10 protein-coding genes are annotated in these 16232 nt (G+C 41.7%); 7 read left to right on the forward strand and 3 right to left on the reverse strand.

Annotated elements, in window-relative coordinates:
• Positions 1 to 516: 516 nt before the first annotated feature.
• Positions 517 to 2691, forward strand: a complete 2175-nt coding sequence (locus tag AC59JO_RS24195; RefSeq protein ID WP_413666847.1) for a glutamine synthetase III family protein — start codon at positions 517 to 519, stop codon at positions 2689 to 2691.
• A 258-nt stretch (positions 2692 to 2949) separates the two neighbouring features.
• Here the strand turns inward: AC59JO_RS24195 and AC59JO_RS24200 are convergent, their stop codons facing one another.
• Positions 2950 to 4725: a chloride channel protein gene (locus tag AC59JO_RS24200; RefSeq protein WP_497308593.1), complete on the reverse strand. Its 1776-nt coding sequence runs from the start codon at positions 4723 to 4725 to the stop codon at positions 2950 to 2952.
• Between the two features lie 200 nt (positions 4726 to 4925).
• Between AC59JO_RS24200 and AC59JO_RS24205 the strand changes: the two genes are divergently transcribed.
• Positions 4926 to 5090: a hypothetical protein gene (locus tag AC59JO_RS24205; RefSeq protein WP_413666845.1), complete on the forward strand. Its 165-nt coding sequence runs from the start codon at positions 4926 to 4928 to the stop codon at positions 5088 to 5090.
• A gap of 82 nt (positions 5091 to 5172) precedes the next feature.
• Complete coding sequence (locus AC59JO_RS24210) at positions 5173 to 6354, forward strand: AIR synthase related protein (RefSeq protein WP_413671149.1); 1182 nt, start codon at positions 5173 to 5175, stop codon at positions 6352 to 6354.
• A gap of 321 nt (positions 6355 to 6675) precedes the next feature.
• Here AC59JO_RS24210 and AC59JO_RS24215 read toward each other — a convergent pair whose 3' ends face one another.
• The gene (locus AC59JO_RS24215; RefSeq protein WP_413666844.1) at positions 6676 to 10005 is read right to left on the reverse strand and encodes a TonB-dependent receptor; all 3330 of its coding nucleotides are present in this window, start codon (positions 10003 to 10005) and stop codon (positions 6676 to 6678) included.
• Positions 10006 to 10406: 401 nt separating this feature from the next.
• Between AC59JO_RS24215 and lpdA the strand changes: the two genes are divergently transcribed.
• Both lpdA and AC59JO_RS24225 read left to right on the forward strand, forming a co-directional pair.
• Positions 10407 to 11798: a dihydrolipoyl dehydrogenase gene (lpdA, locus tag AC59JO_RS24220; protein ID WP_497308596.1), complete on the forward strand. Its 1392-nt coding sequence runs from the start codon at positions 10407 to 10409 to the stop codon at positions 11796 to 11798.
• A gap of 261 nt (positions 11799 to 12059) precedes the next feature.
• Positions 12060 to 12899, forward strand: coding sequence for an MBL fold metallo-hydrolase (locus tag AC59JO_RS24225; RefSeq protein ID WP_413666842.1), 840 nt, complete (start codon positions 12060 to 12062; stop codon positions 12897 to 12899).
• Positions 12900 to 13310: 411 nt separating this feature from the next.
• Here the strand turns inward: AC59JO_RS24225 and AC59JO_RS24230 are convergent, their stop codons facing one another.
• The gene (locus AC59JO_RS24230) at positions 13311 to 15200 is read right to left on the reverse strand and encodes an SPFH domain-containing protein (RefSeq protein WP_497308598.1); all 1890 of its coding nucleotides are present in this window, start codon (positions 15198 to 15200) and stop codon (positions 13311 to 13313) included.
• A gap of 290 nt (positions 15201 to 15490) precedes the next feature.
• Between AC59JO_RS24230 and AC59JO_RS24235 the strand changes: the two genes are divergently transcribed.
• Both AC59JO_RS24235 and AC59JO_RS24240 read left to right on the forward strand, forming a co-directional pair.
• Positions 15491 to 15649, forward strand: coding sequence for a hypothetical protein (locus AC59JO_RS24235; protein ID WP_413666840.1), 159 nt, complete (start codon positions 15491 to 15493; stop codon positions 15647 to 15649).
• Between the two features lie 157 nt (positions 15650 to 15806).
• The gene (locus AC59JO_RS24240; RefSeq protein WP_413666839.1) at positions 15807 to 16214 is read left to right on the forward strand and encodes a hypothetical protein; all 408 of its coding nucleotides are present in this window, start codon (positions 15807 to 15809) and stop codon (positions 16212 to 16214) included.
• Positions 16215 to 16232: the final 18 nt, after the last annotated feature.

Raw genomic sequence — 16232 nt, forward strand, 5'->3', positions numbered from 1 at the left:
TACGAAACCTCATTTTTTTCTTACCCTTCTATTTCGACTAAAAACTTTTTAATTTTTTATAAAAAGCATAATAATTGGTGTGTTTTCGTAAATTATTTTCTGAAATTAGGTAGTATTTTTAAGAATAACAAATTATTAATGATAAATTAATGGTAAAAAATCAAAAAATTATGAAAATCGCAAAAAGAAGGCTTTTAAAATGCCATTTTTTGATTATTTAAAAATACTATTTTCAATATAAATTCATTTTACTCATTAAAAAAATCAAAAAATTTGATTTTTAACGTTTAAAACAACAATTAACCAGAATTAAGACAAAAAATTACGTTAAAAACGTCGAAAAAATAAGATTTTATCGATTTCAGGTGAAATTATCCGAACAATTAGGACTTTTCTCTAAATTATCTCAGTTTTTTAATGATTAGGTGGTATGTTATATTTCACTTAATTTTACCCCGTATTTTAAAAGGATAGTTATAATTTTGAACACTAACCTTTATTTAAACCTCATAAAATATGTCCAATATCCGTTTTAAAGCCTTACAGGATGTACTTTCAAGAACTATCCCTGAAGTAAAACCGCCTTCACCAAAAATTTCAGACTATTTTGGGTCGAACGTTTTTGACAAAAAGAAGATGAAGGAATATCTTTCATCAGAGGCCTACCAGGGAATAGTAAATTCAATTGAAAAAGGAGAGCCAATTCCGCGCGACCTGGCCGAACAGATAGCTTCGGCAATGAAAGCCTGGGCTTTAGGTAAAGGTGCAACTCATTATACACACTGGTTTCAACCGCTTACCGGCACCACTGCCGAAAAGCATGATGCCTTTTTTGAACCTACTGCCGACGGCGGTGCTATTGAACGCTTTTCGGGCGATGCCCTTGCACAGCAGGAGCCTGATGCTTCAAGCTTCCCAAGCGGTGGTATCCGCAATACATTTGAGGCCCGCGGTTATACCGCCTGGGACCCTTCTTCGCCTGCCTTTTTAATGGCGCGTACATTATGTATCCCAACTGTGTTCGTATCGTACACCGGCGAGGCGCTTGATTATAAAGTGCCTTTATTAAAAGCACTGAACGTGCTTGACAAAGCAGCCGTTGATGTTTGCCACTATTTTGATAAAGGCATTGAAAAAGTAAATGCTTCATTAGGCCTCGAACAGGAATATTTTTTGGTTGATATTGCCTTATTTAATGCACGTCCTGATCTTTATTTAACCGGGCGCACCTTATTCGGCCATATATCTGCAAAAAACCAGCAACTGGAAGATCATTACTTTGGCTCGATACCCGAACGTGTGTATGCCTATATGCAGGATATGGAAGCCGAAGCGCTGCAATTAGGCATCCCGCTTAAAACCCGCCACAATGAGGTTGCGCCATCTCAATTTGAATGCGCACCTATATATGAAGAGATCAACCTTGCCATTGACCATAACCAATTGCTAATGGATTTGATGGACCGTGTAGCCAAGCGCCATAACTTTAAAGTGCTGCTGCATGAAAAACCTTATGCGGGCATCAATGGTTCGGGCAAGCACAACAACTGGTCGCTCATAACCAATACCGGCAAAAACCTGTTATCCCCAGGCAAAACGCCTAAAAACAACCTCATGTTCCTAACCTTTTTTGTGAATACCATAAAAGCAGTTTACGAACATGCCGACCTGTTAAGGGCATCTATTGCATCGGTTAATAACGACCACCGTTTGGGTGCCAATGAAGCGCCGCCCGCTATTATTTCGATATTTCTGGGCAGCCAGCTTAACGATGTACTGGATGAGATTGAAACATCGCGTATCAGCAAAAAAATCAAGGAAGAAAACCTGTTATGGCAGGGCATTCCTAAGATCCCGCAAATTTTGCCCGATAATACCGATCGCAACCGTACCTCGCCTTTTGCCTTTACGGGTAATAAGTTTGAGCTGCGTGCTGTAGGTTCATCAGCCAACTCGGCCAGCCCAATGACGATTCTTAACCTTATTGTTGCCGATCAGCTTAAGAAATTTAAATATGATGTAGATAAACTGATGAAAAAAGGCGAGAAAAAAGATCTTGCTTTATTAATGGTGATCAAAAAATACATCAAAGAGTCAAAAAGCATCCGCTTTGAAGGAAATGGTTACAGCGAAGAATGGGAAAAAGAAGCAGCATTAAGGGGTTTGCCAAATATTAAAACCACACCAAAGGCACTGGATGCCTTACTAAGCGACAAATCAGAAAACCTGTTTGCCGAAACCGGTGTATTTACTGTGCGTGAAGCTCATGCACGCCACGAAATCCTGCTGGATGCTTTCTATAAAAAACTACAGATAGAAGCCCGCGTAATTGGCGAGATGGTAATGAACATCATCATTCCTGCCGCGGTTTCCTATCAAAGCAAGCTGATTGAAAATGTAAAAGGTTTAAAAGATATCGGTTTAGATGAATCAACTTATGCTTCACAGCTTGATATTATTAACAGGATCTCGGAGCATGTAAATTTCATTAAAACCAATACCGAGCAAATGGTTAATGAACGTAAAAAGGCTAATGTTATCGACGATATCCGCCAGCGTGCCATTGATTATGATGAAAAGGTAAAATCTTTCTTCCAGCCTATCCGCTACCACGTTGACAAGCTTGAGCAATTAATTGATGACCGTTTATGGCCATTGCCTAAATTCAGAGAACTGTTGTTCATTAAATAGGTAAGATTACTCATTTATACAATGCCACTAATTTTAGAGTTAGTGGCATTTTTTTATTAGGGGATTTTTTTCATCAGGCAAAAACAACTCAAAAAGCATTGTCATTTCGACGAACAGTGGGCAGGATGGAGAAAGAGGGTGAGGAGAAATCTTGTACACCCTGTATTGAGGCTTTGCAGGGCGTACAAGATTTCTCTTTCGCCCCACGCCCACTAATTCCCAACCGGCTCCATCGAAATGACATTTTGCAAATTAAATCTAAGCAAACAAATCACTCGCCTTGTGCTGTTCTATAAGCACTGCCCGGTATTTACTTAGCAAAGCCGATTTGGATATAAAACCTATAAAAACTTCATCTTTTACCACCGGTAACTGCCAAACATCAATAGCATCAAAGGTATCCATAACGCTGCTGGCCGGTTGCTCATAGTCTATTACCGTCGGCGGCTCTATCATAATATCTGCTATCAGGCTATCAGCTATCTCCCTATTAAATAATCGGCGGCGGATATCATCTATCAGCACCACTCCTTCCAGGCTGCCATCATCTTTCAGTACGGGGAAAATATTAGCATCCGTTTTGGCTAATACTTTATAAAAATCGGTTACCGTCATTGATTTATCTACAGCGGTGTATTTACGATTGATAACGCTGTCAAGTGATATCGCATTCAACATGCCGTAATCCTGGCCTGGCTGGATATTGTTTTCATGAATCAGATGGCTCCAATACATATTATGGGGCGATGAATAGCGAGATATAATATAAGATATAGCCGATACGATCATCAGCGGAATAAACAGTACATACCCCCCTGTAATTTCGGCAATCAGGAATATGGCCGTAAGTGGTGCATGCAACACACCGGCCAGCGCGCCGGCCATCCCCACAGCAATAAAGTTTACTGTATTTAAATGAATTAACCCGGTTTGATTAACGCCAAAGGCCACCAACAAACCAAGAAAAGCCCCGGTAAACATAGTTGGCGCAAAAGTACCGCCATTACCGCCGGCACCAATAGTGATCCCCGCGGCAATGATTTTCATAAATACCAACGCTGCTATAAACAGCAGCATAACAAGCGGCTGATCAAGCCACTCACTAAATAAAGTTTCTTCCTTTAAAACATGGATATTACCATTTAAAATGGCCGTAAGATAATGATAGCCCTCGCCAAACAACTGCGGAAATACCACAATCATCAACCCAAGGATCACGCCGCCGGCAATGGCCCTCACATAACGGTTTTGCTTTTTGAATATGCCGCTCTCTAATTTGCCGCCTACCTTGGCTATATAAATGGCAACCCACCCACTTAATACGCCAAGGGCTACATAAAAGGGCAAAGCATTCATTACCCAACCTTCGGTAACCAGGTGAAACAACTGCCCCGAGTATAATGCCTTTGAAACCACTACACCTGTAGCTGAGGCTATTAATAAAGGAATAAATGTTGGGATGGTGATCTCCCCTATCAATATCTCGAGCGAAAATAAAACACCCGCTATAGGGCTATTGAATACCGCTGCTATACCTGCCGATGATCCAGCTGCTAATAATACCGTTTTTTCATAGGGCGTGAGCTTAAAAAACTTACCCACGTTTGAGCCGATAGCTGTGCCTGTACAAACAATAGGCGCCTCCAACCCCGCAGATCCACCGAAACCTACAGTTAATGAACTTGTGATCAGGTGCGAATAAATATTGTTGACCTTAATGTTCGAGCGGTTCTTTTTGATATTGATGAGGATCTTGCCTATGCCTTTTTCAATTTTATCGCGGTTTATCAGGTGCTGATAAGCTACCGTACCCAAAATGCCAATTGCAGGTAAAAACACATAGGCTATATGATAATACAGGTGCGATGATATATTGTGGCTCAGTTCTTCCATTAAATGCACTAAAAACTTAAGGGCTACTGCTGCCAGTCCGCCTACAAAGCCTACAAAAACGCTGCAATAAATTAAAAAGTTACGTTGGCTGTTACGCTTTAGCCGCCAGCGGTTTATTTTGTAGGAAAGTGTTTTTAACATAACAGAAGTAAATACTAATCCTGCCGATGAAGTATTATCAGCGCGAATTGTTTTTCGATTAACCTAAAACAGACTAAGGATGTGTATTAGTCTATTTTCTTACAAAGAAACACAATTTCCAACAGTTTATATTCATTAAACTCAATTGGAGCATATTTACATTACCTAATTAGTTATTAAACTTACCCAAAGTCAATTATATGTCTTTAAGAAATCAGCAAATCGAACATTGGTTTAATCGAAAATATGAAGTAAAGCCTAAAGCCGGTTTTAGAAAATGGTTAAAAAAACAGCGAAACCGAAAAATAAGGCAAACACCTAAAATTGAAGTTCCCAATATTAAGTACGATGGATGGGAATATTAAAAGCGCGATTTAATTAAAACTCATTTTACTTTATACAGAAAGCCCATTCGTTCAATTTAACCTAATAGCCTTATATTTGCCCATGATTTCTTCGCAAAGATATGATCAGCGTGGCGTATCAGCCTCCAAAGATGACGTTCATAATGCCATAAAAAACATCGACAAAGGCATTTTCCCAAAAGCATTCTGCAAAATAGTACCCGATATTTTAACCGGCGACCAAGAATACTGTAACATTATGCATGCCGACGGTGCTGGTACAAAATCGTCACTGGCTTATACTTACTGGAAAGAAACCGGTGATATATCCGTTTGGCGCGGTATAGCCCAGGATGCCATTATCATGAACCTGGACGATCTGCTTTGCGTTGGTGCCACAGATAACATCTTGCTGTCATCAACCATTGGCCGTAACAAAAACCTGATCCCGGGCGAAGTTATTGCAGCTATTATTAACGGTACTGAAGAAATTTTGGCCGAATTGCGTGAAGCCGGTATCGGCATCTACTCAACCGGCGGCGAAACCGCTGATGTGGGCGACCTGGTACGTACCATCATTGTTGATTCGACAGTTACCTGTCGTATGAAACGCGAAGATGTGATCTCAAACCACCGCATTGAACCCGGTGATGTAATTGTAGGCCTTGCATCATACGGACAAGCTACCTACGAAAAAGAATACAACGGCGGCATGGGCTCAAACGGCCTTACATCTGCCCGTCATGATGTGTTTAATAAAACCATTGCCGAAAAATTCCCGGAGAGCTATGACGCGGCTATTCCTTATGAGCTAATCTTCTCAGGAAGTAAAAACCTTACCGATGCTATTGATATCGGAAATGGGCAAACCGTAACTGCCGGTAAGCTTGTTTTAAGCGCTACCCGTACCTACGCTCCAATCATTAAACAAATACTGGATGGCTACCGCAGCCGGGTGCATGGCATGGTACATTGCAGCGGCGGTGCTCAAACCAAAGTATTGCACTTTGTGGAAGGCCTTCATATTATAAAAGACAACCTGTTCCCTGTACCTCCGCTGTTCAAGCTCATCCATGAGGAATCAAAAACCAGCTGGCAGGAAATGTACAAGGTATTTAATATGGGGCACCGTATGGAGCTTTACGTACCTGAGGCTATTGCTGCAGACCTGATCAGCATTTCAAAAAGCTTTGGAGTTGACGCGCAGATCATTGGCAGGGTTGAAAAAGCTGATACCAAGAAGGTAACCGTAACATCTGAATTTGGGGTATTTGAATACGAATAAATAGTTTACGATTTGCTATTAAAAGGCGCTTTAGATAATCCTAAGCGCCTTTGTTGTTTTGCCGCATGACATTTTCCGGGGCAGCTTGAAAACAATCCAAAAACAGGTTTATGTAGAGAGCATAATTGCGTCTTTCGCAGGACAAGCCACTTTGTATGAAAGCTGGCGAACTTGCATATCTAACCTGCATGCGGGAGACGCTATTATGCGTCTCTACGATCAAAAACAGCCATATTTAAACAACGGAAAAATCCTAAAACAAAAAAGTCCCGGCCAATTGGCCGGGACTTTTTTGTTTTATCTTATTGTTATAAGTTATTCTTAGTTAAAGATATACCTTACACCAATCTGTGCCTGGAAGCGAGAGAAGGTGCTGATATCATTTTGGAATGACTTAGTAACAGGGATTGCATTGTTTGCATCAAGATAAGGGAATGAATACTGAGCTTTGCCAGTAGTAGCATCTTTACCCATATACCTTAACACTGTAGTTGCACCGTTGTTGAAACCGCTGTAAGAAACCTGGTATAAGCCCCAGTTACGGTTCAATAAGTTGGTGAAGTTGATCACGTCGAAAGTGAACTCCAAAGTGTTTTTGGTTTTACCAGCCTGGATCATGAAGTCCTGAGCAAAGTGTAAATCTAACCTTTTGTAGGTTGGTAATATAGCGCCGTTACGTTGAGCGAACTGACCTCTGTGTGCACTTAAATATGAATCCTGGTTGATGAAGTTATTCAACTGGTTCCAGATTTGAGCTGGAGTACGGGTATCAACAGTACCGTTAGCAGCAGTTGGAGCAGCAACTAATGTAATGTCGCCCTGATTTTTAGGGATGAACATCAAGTCGTTGGTAGCACCGTCGCCGTTAGGGTCGTTAGCAGTGATGTAAGAGATAGCACCGCTGTTAGCAGCTTCAAATACTAAACCAACAGTAGTAGCTAAGTTTTTAGCGTATTGTTTACGGTAAGATACTGTAGCAATGATACGGTTTGGCTGTACGTATGAGCTGTTTGAGATATTATCGGCGTTAGGGTTACCGGCAACATACCTGGTGCTCCAGATAGTGCTTGCAGTTGAACCACCGTCGTTAACATCTTTCGATTTGGTGTAAGTATACGCAAAGCTTGCAGCGAAACCATTGGTGAAGCTCTTCTGTAACTGACCGGTAATGAAGTATGAAAAACCTTTTGAAGTATTTCTCATGTAATATAAACCGGTGATAGCCGGGTTCTGTGCCGTAGCTGCAGATGCAGCAGGGGTAGTGTTTTTAGAATCGTAACGGATCTGACCTTCAGGACCAGCAAAAGTGCTGTAACCGTCAGACAGAACAAGATTTTGGTGATAAATAGCACGGATATCTTTAGTGTAAGCACCTTCGATAGTACCGATGATACCGCCAGGTAATTTCTGGTCAACAGCTAAGTTTGTTCTCCAGATTTTTGGATATTTCAGGTTCGGATCAGCAACGTCTAACTCGTATGAAGTAGCAGCTACTGCATTTGCAGGCCTGTTTTTGTTAACGTTTGGATCAAATACTAACTGACCGGCGTTAGCAGGAGTAGCATTTGCTTTGGTGATGGTGTATGAGCCGAACAATAAACCGTTGTTTGAAGCCTGGTTTGAGATCCATACAAATGGTACAGAACCTGTAAATAAACCAGAACCACCACGGATCTGAGTTGACTGGTCACCATTAACATCCCAGTTAAAGCCTACACGAGGTGATAACTGAACCCTGTTTTTTGGCAATTTAGAAACGTCAACCTGAGTACCACCCTGGAAAGTTAAAGCCGCAGCATTGCTATTAGCAGCTAAAGTAGTAGGGAATACATCATAATCAGCCCTTAAGCCGTAAGTTAACCTGAAGTTATCAGTTACGTGTACTTTATCCTGTACGTAAGCACTATAGATAGAAGCTTTAATTTTAGCAAACGGGAATGAATTACCTACTGCAGAGTAACGTAAAGTATAAGCCTGTGCAGGCAAACCGTTTATGAAATCTGAAGCTGAGTTATAGGTATATAAACCATTGTAATCTGGAGCGAAACCGTTAGTGTAGCTCTGGATCTGGTTACTTGTACCGATAGTGATCTCATGTTTACCAGAGAAGATAGTTAAATCGTCTGAAAACTGGAAGATGTTTGTATTTAACAAGTTACCGGCTGTGTAAAGCTCAGAACCAAAGCTGGTTGCTGTTGCGTTTGCAGCAGTTACTACGTTACCATTAGCATCGCTTGTGCCGTTGCCGATATCAACCATAGGGATAGTTGAGCTGCCAAGGAAGTTACGGAAATCTCTTAAAGCAGAGTAGCCAACAGTAAATTTGTTTGAAATTTTATTGCTGAAACGGGTATCCAACTCAACAATACCAATGTTAAAGTTATTGTTAATAGTATAACCTGAACCGTAGAAAGGTAATGTGTTAGTACCAGGAGCACGGGTTGTACCGTAACCAACGCCACCATTGGTGATACCTGAGTTACTTGCAGGCTGATCTTTAAATGATTTTAAGTAAAAATACTTAGCACTTAAAGTGTTGTTTTTGTCGATGTTCCAATCAATTTTTGCAGTCAATTTATTGCTTGACGTACGGTAGTTGTAACCCTGGTAAACACCTGGATCATAACCATAAGTAGCCAATTTTTGTTTGATTGCATCAAGTGTAGAAGCTTGTACCTGTGATACGTTAGCACCACTTGCACCTGAACCGCCGGCTACATAAACAGCTGAAGGTGGTTGAGTGATTCTTTCCTGCTCGCCAGATACGAATAAGAATAATTTATTTTTGATGATCGGGCCACCTACAGCAACACCATCTGTATGGTAGTTTACATCAGTTACGTTAAGGTTGGTTGGGCCAACATGGTAACCTTGTAATTTTGAACCACGGGCGTAGTAGTAAGCAGTACCTTTAACCTGGTTAGTACCTGATTTTACAACAGTGTTAACACCGGCACCGGTAAAGTTACCCTGACGTACGTCGTAAGGAGCAATATCAACCTGGATCTGGTCAATCGCATCCAATGAAATTGGCTGTGAACTGGTTTGACCACCCAAGGTACCTGATAAACCAAATGAGTTGTTGAACAATGCACCGTCAACAGTAATGTTGTTGAAAGTACTTGAACGACCGCCAAATGATAAACCGTTAGCAGAAGGGGTTAATTTAGTGAAATCAGATAATGAACGTGCGATAGTTGGCAGGTTTTCAATTTGCTGACGGCTAACAGTTTCGCGTGCACCGGTACGTGAAGAGTTGATCACTTTACCTGATGTACCTCTTACAGTTACTTCTTTTAATGAAGTAGTGTTGTCGGCAAGCTGAGCAGAGATCTTTTGATCCTGGCCAATGTTAAGGTTAATACCTTCCTGAACGAAATTAGCGTAACCAATAAAAGTTACTTTGAAAGTGTAGGGGCCACCTACCCTTAAGTTAGGGATGTTGTAACGGCCATCGGCACGGGTTACAGTCGAATACACAGTACCGGTTGGCGTGTGCACCATTGTTACGGTTGCACCGGGGATAGCACCTTTAGCATCGGTAACGGTACCGTTGATGCTGGCGGTGGTTACACCCTGAGCTAATACGTTCTTACCAGTGAAGAACGAAAAGCCGATGAGAAGTAATAAAAGAAGGTAATGCTTCCTCATAAATTGCTTTTTTAATTATACGTTTAATTAATTGGCGCAAAGATAATTAATGCCCCGATTACTAATGTTAAGTTAACGTTAACAATCGTTATATATTTATCAACATTTTACATCATAAATACAAAAACCATAAAACTATAGCCACAAACAATGAAAATATGGTAAATAATATGGTTTAAATCATATGTAAACTCAACGGTTAAACAGCCGGAGCATATTTTATGACAGAGCGCAGATATAAATATCCCGGGACAGACTATATATACCAGCGGTACATTTTTGGTTTCAGCCCTTTTTACTTAGATTTGGCCTTCGAAAAAAAATAGGGCCTGCGGAAAAACCACAAAAATCCGCGCAGCTTATTTACCTTTGAAACGAAATTAAAGTATATCAATAATAATATGGATTACGATGTAATTGTTATTGGGTCTGGTCCGGGTGGCTATGTTGCTGCTATCCGCGCTTCCCAGCTTGGTTTAAAAACCGCCATTGTCGAAAAAGAATCATTAGGCGGTATCTGTTTGAACTGGGGTTGTATCCCAACCAAGGCTTTGTTAAAAAGCGCCCAGGTTTTTGAATACCTTAACCACAGTACCGATTATGGTATTAAAATTAACGGCGCCGGCGAGGTTGATTTTGCCTCAGTTGTTAAGAGAAGCCGTAACGTTGCCGATGGCATGAGCAAAGGCGTTCAGTTTTTGATGAAGAAAAACAAGATAGATGTTCTTGTTGGCTTTGGTAAGTTAAAAAGCAAAGGCTTTGTAGAAGTTAAAGCTGCTGATGGTTCGGCTAAAACCTACAGTGCAAAACATATTATATTAGCTACCGGCGGCCGCTCACGCGAATTACCTAACCTTAAACAGGACGGCAAAAAAGTTATCGGTTACCGCCAGGCTATGGTATTGCCTCAGCAACCTAAATCAATGATTGTGGTTGGCTCAGGCGCTATCGGTATCGAGTTTGCTTATTTCTATAATGCAATAGGTACTAAAGTTACCGTTGTTGAGTATCTTGATAACATTGTTCCGCTTGAGGACGAGGACGTATCAAAAGCATTAAATCGTATCCTTAAAAAACAAGGCATCAACATCATGACCAGCTCAAATGTTGAAGCTGTTGATACCAGCGGCGAGCTGTGCAAAGTAACTGTAAAAACAGCTACAGGTACCGAAACACTTGAAGCGGAGATCGTATTATCTGCAGTAGGCATTGCTACCAATCTTGAAGGCATTGGCCTCGAAGAAAACGGCGTTAAAACCGATCGTGGTAAAGTATTGGTTGATGATTTTTACCGCACCAACGTTGAAGGCGTTTATGCCATAGGTGATATCGTTAAAGGCCAGGCCCTTGCTCACGTAGCATCTGCCGAAGGTATTATCTGCGTTGAAAAAATTGCCGGTCAAAACCCGCACCCGCTTGATTATAATAACATCCCCGGTTGTACTTATTGCTCGCCTGAGATTGCTTCTGTTGGTTATACCGAAAAAGCAGCTAAAGAAGCCGGTTACGAACTTAAAGTTGGCAAGTTCCCATTCTCAGCCTCAGGTAAGGCAAGTGCTGCCGGTGCTAAAGATGGTTTCGTAAAAGTGATATTTGATGCCAAATATGGCGAGTTCTTAGGTGCTCACATGATTGGCTACAATGTTACAGAAATGATTGCCGAAGTAGTTACTGCCCGCAAGCTGGAAGCTACCGGTCATGAGATCATCAAATCGGTACACCCTCACCCAACCATGAGCGAAGCCGTAATGGAAGCAGCCGCCGAAGCTTACGGCGAGTGTATCCACTTGTAGATTTTAGTTCATAGATCATGGTTCATAGTTCATAGATCATGGTTAATAGCCTATAGCTGCAACACATATTTAAAGCCTTAAATTAAATGTATAGCATTTAGTTTGAGGCTTTTTACGTTTATAACGTCATCAAGCGAAAGTCATCTTAAAAATAATATCCTAATTTAGCCTTGCGTGTACTAAAGGGCCTTTATGCATCAAAGACCATGAACTATTAACCATGATCTATGAACAAAAATAAACCACGAACTAACAACTAAAATGAAACTACACACCATCGATACCGGCTTTTTTAAATTAGATGGCGGCGCTATGTTTGGCGTTGTTCCGAAAACCATCTGGAACAAAACCAACCCTGCCGATGAAAATAACCTTTGTACCTGGGCCATGCGCTGTCTGCTGGTTGAACACGAAAACCGGCTGATATTAGTTGATACAGGCATTGGTAACAAACAAAGCGAAAAATTCTTCAGCCATTATTATCTTCATGGCAACGCCAGTTTGGACAGCTCGCTGGCTTCCCTTGGCTTTCACAGGAATGATATTACCGATGTATTTTTAACCCACCTTCACTTTGATCATGTGGGCGGGGCCGTTGTACGAGATGGCGAAAGCTTGTTACCTGCTTTTAAAAATGCAACCTACTGGAGTAACCCCAAACACTGGGACTGGGCAGTAAACCCTAATGACCGCGAAAAGGCTTCTTTTTTTACGGAGAATATCATCCCCATACAGGAAAGCGGCCAGCTCAAATTTGTTGATGCCGAAGACGGTATTAACTTCATGAAGGATTTTGATATCCGTTTTGTATCCGGCCACACCGAATCCATGATGCTGCCGCTCATTAATTATAAAGGCAAACAGATCCTGTACATGGCTGATCTGCTGCCATCCATTGGCCACCTGCCTATCCCTTACGTCATGGCCTATGATATGTTCCCGCTGCAAACGCTTGCCGAGAAAAAGCTCTTTTTAAATGAAGCTCTGGAAAAAGAATACGTATTATATTTTGAGCATGACCCCGTTAATGAATGCTGCACGCTACAACAAACGGAAAAAGGCATCAGGGTTAAAGATATGTTTAAGCTTAGCGACCTGTAACCGTTGATTGGTTTTGATTTCGATGATTCCGTTGATTCTTTAACTCATAAAACACAAAAGGCATCCCCTCGCGGGATGCCTTTGTTCATTGATCGGTTTAGGTTAAAAGCCTCGTCAATTATATCAGTGCGGTTGAATCATAAAGCCGGATACTATCACAGCAACCAATCGATAATCTCCAACCCCTGATCACGTTAAAGAAAGGTTTAGGTATAAAGAACGCTCTTTCTTTGGCCGGGGGCAGTAAAAAACTCCCCCTTAGCCGCAAATTTCTTCAATAAAAAGGTTTAGGATTTTGAAATCATATGTACTCTCCCTCAAAAATCTCTAATCACAAACCTTAACCATGATGCATAATTTGCAGGGATTACATAATCAGCCAGCAAATTTTTATGCATCAGGATATTTTAATTATTCGCCTTTAGTGCTGGCGTCGCCTTTGCCCTGGTTTTCGATCTGCAATTTTTTAAGCATTTCGGTACCTATCAAGGCGTCAATCATACCGCCGCTGCCACCCTCTTTACCACTCACCAATATCTCAGGCACTAACCTGATGCCTGCAGCAGCTAAAGCTTCGGCTACACGCACTATGGCATATTGTTCGGTACCCATCGCTTCGGTTTTTTGTTTCGTAACCTCGGCTTCTGATAAACCTATGGCTTTGATCTTGGCACCTTCGGCCAAACCGTTCACTTCAGTGGCATTCGCATCAGCTTTGGCATTCACTGTTTTTGCTTCGGCATCGGCTTTGGCTATCGTGATCCTTACCTCGGCATCGGCTTTGGCGTTGATGGTTTTAGCTTCGGCCTCACCTTTTGACGCAGCTACCCTTGAAGCGGCCATCTGGGTGTTGATCTCAACCTGGCGGGTTGATTTCACTACTTCAGGCTGCATATCGGCACCGGCACGTGCACTTTCAAACTCTTTACGTTCAATCTGCGCATGGCGCTGGATCTCATAAGTAACCTTTTCCTCTTCGGCCAGTTTACGGTCGGTAAGGGTTTTCATCAACGCGGCTGGCGGTACGATGTCACCTATCAGGGTATCTACACCAATTACGTTGTAGGTTTCCAGTACACGCCCAATGTGCTCGCGGGCATCGGTTTGCCTTTGGATACGATTGGCCAGGAAGCCGATTACATCACTTTTTTGGGCAGAGTTACGGAAGTAGTTGGCAATGGTTGGTTCCAGTACCTGTGATACCAGGTTTTTCATTTTGCCAAACCTTGCTATCACTTTTGGCGCTTCATTACGTGGCACGTGGATGATCTGTGACACATCGAGGTTGAAAGTAAAACCATCGCTTGACCTTACTGTAATAGTACACAGGTTCTTGTCCAACTCGTGCGATTCGGTACGGCTATCGGCCCAGTTTAGTACGATATTGGTTGTAGGCACAATTTCAACCGCATGAGTGTAGATGTTTACCGGGTGCTTACCAGGGTCAAGCGGCTCATCCCAAACACCTTTTTCGTTGCGTTTTACAATGTTACCATGCTTAAAGTTATCGCCGCTGGTATCTTTACCTTCCGGGCCCACAAAGGAGTTAACAACGCCCACGTAACCAATTGGTATATAGATCATATCTACCTGTTCAACACTCACAAACCAAGGGTTAAGGTAATATGTACCTGCCAGTATTACATCCTCCTGCAAACCTTTACGGCCGCCTGCATTAATGAAAGCTATCGGGTCCTGGTAGTTTTTATGTCCATGTACCGATTCGCCGGCTATCTCACCTTTATTCAGCGGTTCACCATCCAAAGTGGTAATAATACCTACCTTATTTTCGTGAATCTGCGTAATTGGCACCATCTCTATATCAAACAAAAAGGCGTTGATACGATAGCTACCCGGAGTAAGAAAAGCTGCCTGCGGACCTTTCTGACCATTATTATCCAAAAAGGCAATAGCATCCTGAAACTTATCGCATTCAACCGGTTTACCCAATACACGGCCGGTATCAAATGCAGCACCGTCTTTAGCCTTTACGAGGCCCAATTTGCCTTGCTCAATAATGGTAAAAGGCTGCATTACAATGATATATTGCCATGGCCACATTTTCCAGTATAAACCAGGAGCAAGAGCTTTGGCCTGCATACCAGCTTCGCCCTGGGTGGCAATGATACGGCCATCGGGCAGGCGGCTGTTACCCGTAAGGGCAAACTTTTTGATCACCAAACCAATACGGTCGTCTGGAACGATAACCATGCCGCAAAACACGCGCAAAACAAATTTGTACATCAGCAATAACACTATGACGGGTATAACCCACCACAGACTAACAATTAGATTGTCCATTTTTTTAAAGATTGTTTTTGATTTTTTTATTAACGGAACCCTTAAGGTGCGGGCCCTCACAATACTTATAGCTTACCTGGAAGAGTACCTTGGCTATATAGTGTCATTAAGACAGTTGCAGTTATGCTTTGTTACGAAAAATCTTAAAAATATTTTACGCCCAACGTCAAATCCATGTAATTAATTGATACACAGAAAGTAAATTTTAAGACAATTTTTATAAAAACTTTTAACAATACGCATAGTTAAACAGATACAGGTTATTTAACGAAAACTTATCTTATAAAGCCATGAACACTACTAATAATATCAAAAAAGAAGGTAGCAAGGCGGATACTACTAAAACGGAAGGGCAAAAAGCCAAAGAGCTCAAAACAGAAGGCCCGCTAAGTGAAAAGGACGAAGTAAAGCAGGCCGAAGAGCGTACCAGGAAAGGCACAAAGAAATAGTCTTAGTCGGAAGTCCGAGGTCGGAAGTCCACAAGTCCTGATTCTGTTTCCCTCTTCTCTATACTTTGAACTTAAGACTTACGGCTTCAGACTAAAGACTTAGCGTCGCTTTCAATTTCAAAAGCAATTGTATAGTTTTATCCAAACATTTTATGTTATGATAAAACAAGGCTTTTTATTGCTTGCCATAGTTACACTTTTTATAACGTCATGTAAACCTACGGTTTCGGTTGCTACACTTACCGGTAAATGGAAATACATAAAAATTGAACACCCTAATGCCAGTCCGCCCGATACCGTAAAACAAGCCGAGTTGGATGCAAACGTGCCCTACATCCAGTTTACGCCCGAAATGAAGTTCCTGATAGTTTGGGGAGGCAAGTTTTTGTCGCACGGTAGTTTTACGCTTAACGGCAGTAATATGAATATAACAGAGAAGCTGCCTGATGGCAAGACCCGCGATTTTGTTTTTTACGTTTCGGAACTTACCGAAACCAAGATAGTTTTTGAAAGCACCGGCCCGGATGGTTCAAAAGTTACCGCTTTACGGGCGAGTAAGTTTTAATTAGGAAAATTGCATAAC

The organism is Mucilaginibacter sp. A5337, from assembly GCF_059690695.1.

Bases quoted from the DNA above. Each gene is read 5' to 3' on its own strand.
- AC59JO_RS24195 (WP_413666847.1), top strand. From the start codon at position 517: ATGTCCAATATCCGTTTTAAAGCCTTACAGGATGTACTTTCAAGAACT.
- AC59JO_RS24200 (WP_497308593.1), bottom strand. From the start codon at position 4,725: ATGTTAAAAACACTTTCCTACAAAATAAACCGCTGGCGGCTAAAGCGT.
- AC59JO_RS24205 (WP_413666845.1), top strand. From the start codon at position 4,926: ATGTCTTTAAGAAATCAGCAAATCGAACATTGGTTTAATCGAAAATAT.
- AC59JO_RS24210 (WP_413671149.1), top strand. From the start codon at position 5,173: ATGATTTCTTCGCAAAGATATGATCAGCGTGGCGTATCAGCCTCCAAA.
- AC59JO_RS24215 (WP_413666844.1), bottom strand. From the start codon at position 10,005: ATGAGGAAGCATTACCTTCTTTTATTACTTCTCATCGGCTTTTCGTTC.
- lpdA (WP_497308596.1), top strand. From the start codon at position 10,407: ATGGATTACGATGTAATTGTTATTGGGTCTGGTCCGGGTGGCTATGTT.
- AC59JO_RS24225 (WP_413666842.1), top strand. From the start codon at position 12,060: ATGAAACTACACACCATCGATACCGGCTTTTTTAAATTAGATGGCGGC.
- AC59JO_RS24230 (WP_497308598.1), bottom strand. From the start codon at position 15,200: ATGGACAATCTAATTGTTAGTCTGTGGTGGGTTATACCCGTCATAGTG.
- AC59JO_RS24235 (WP_413666840.1), top strand. From the start codon at position 15,491: ATGAACACTACTAATAATATCAAAAAAGAAGGTAGCAAGGCGGATACT.
- AC59JO_RS24240 (WP_413666839.1), top strand. From the start codon at position 15,807: ATGATAAAACAAGGCTTTTTATTGCTTGCCATAGTTACACTTTTTATA.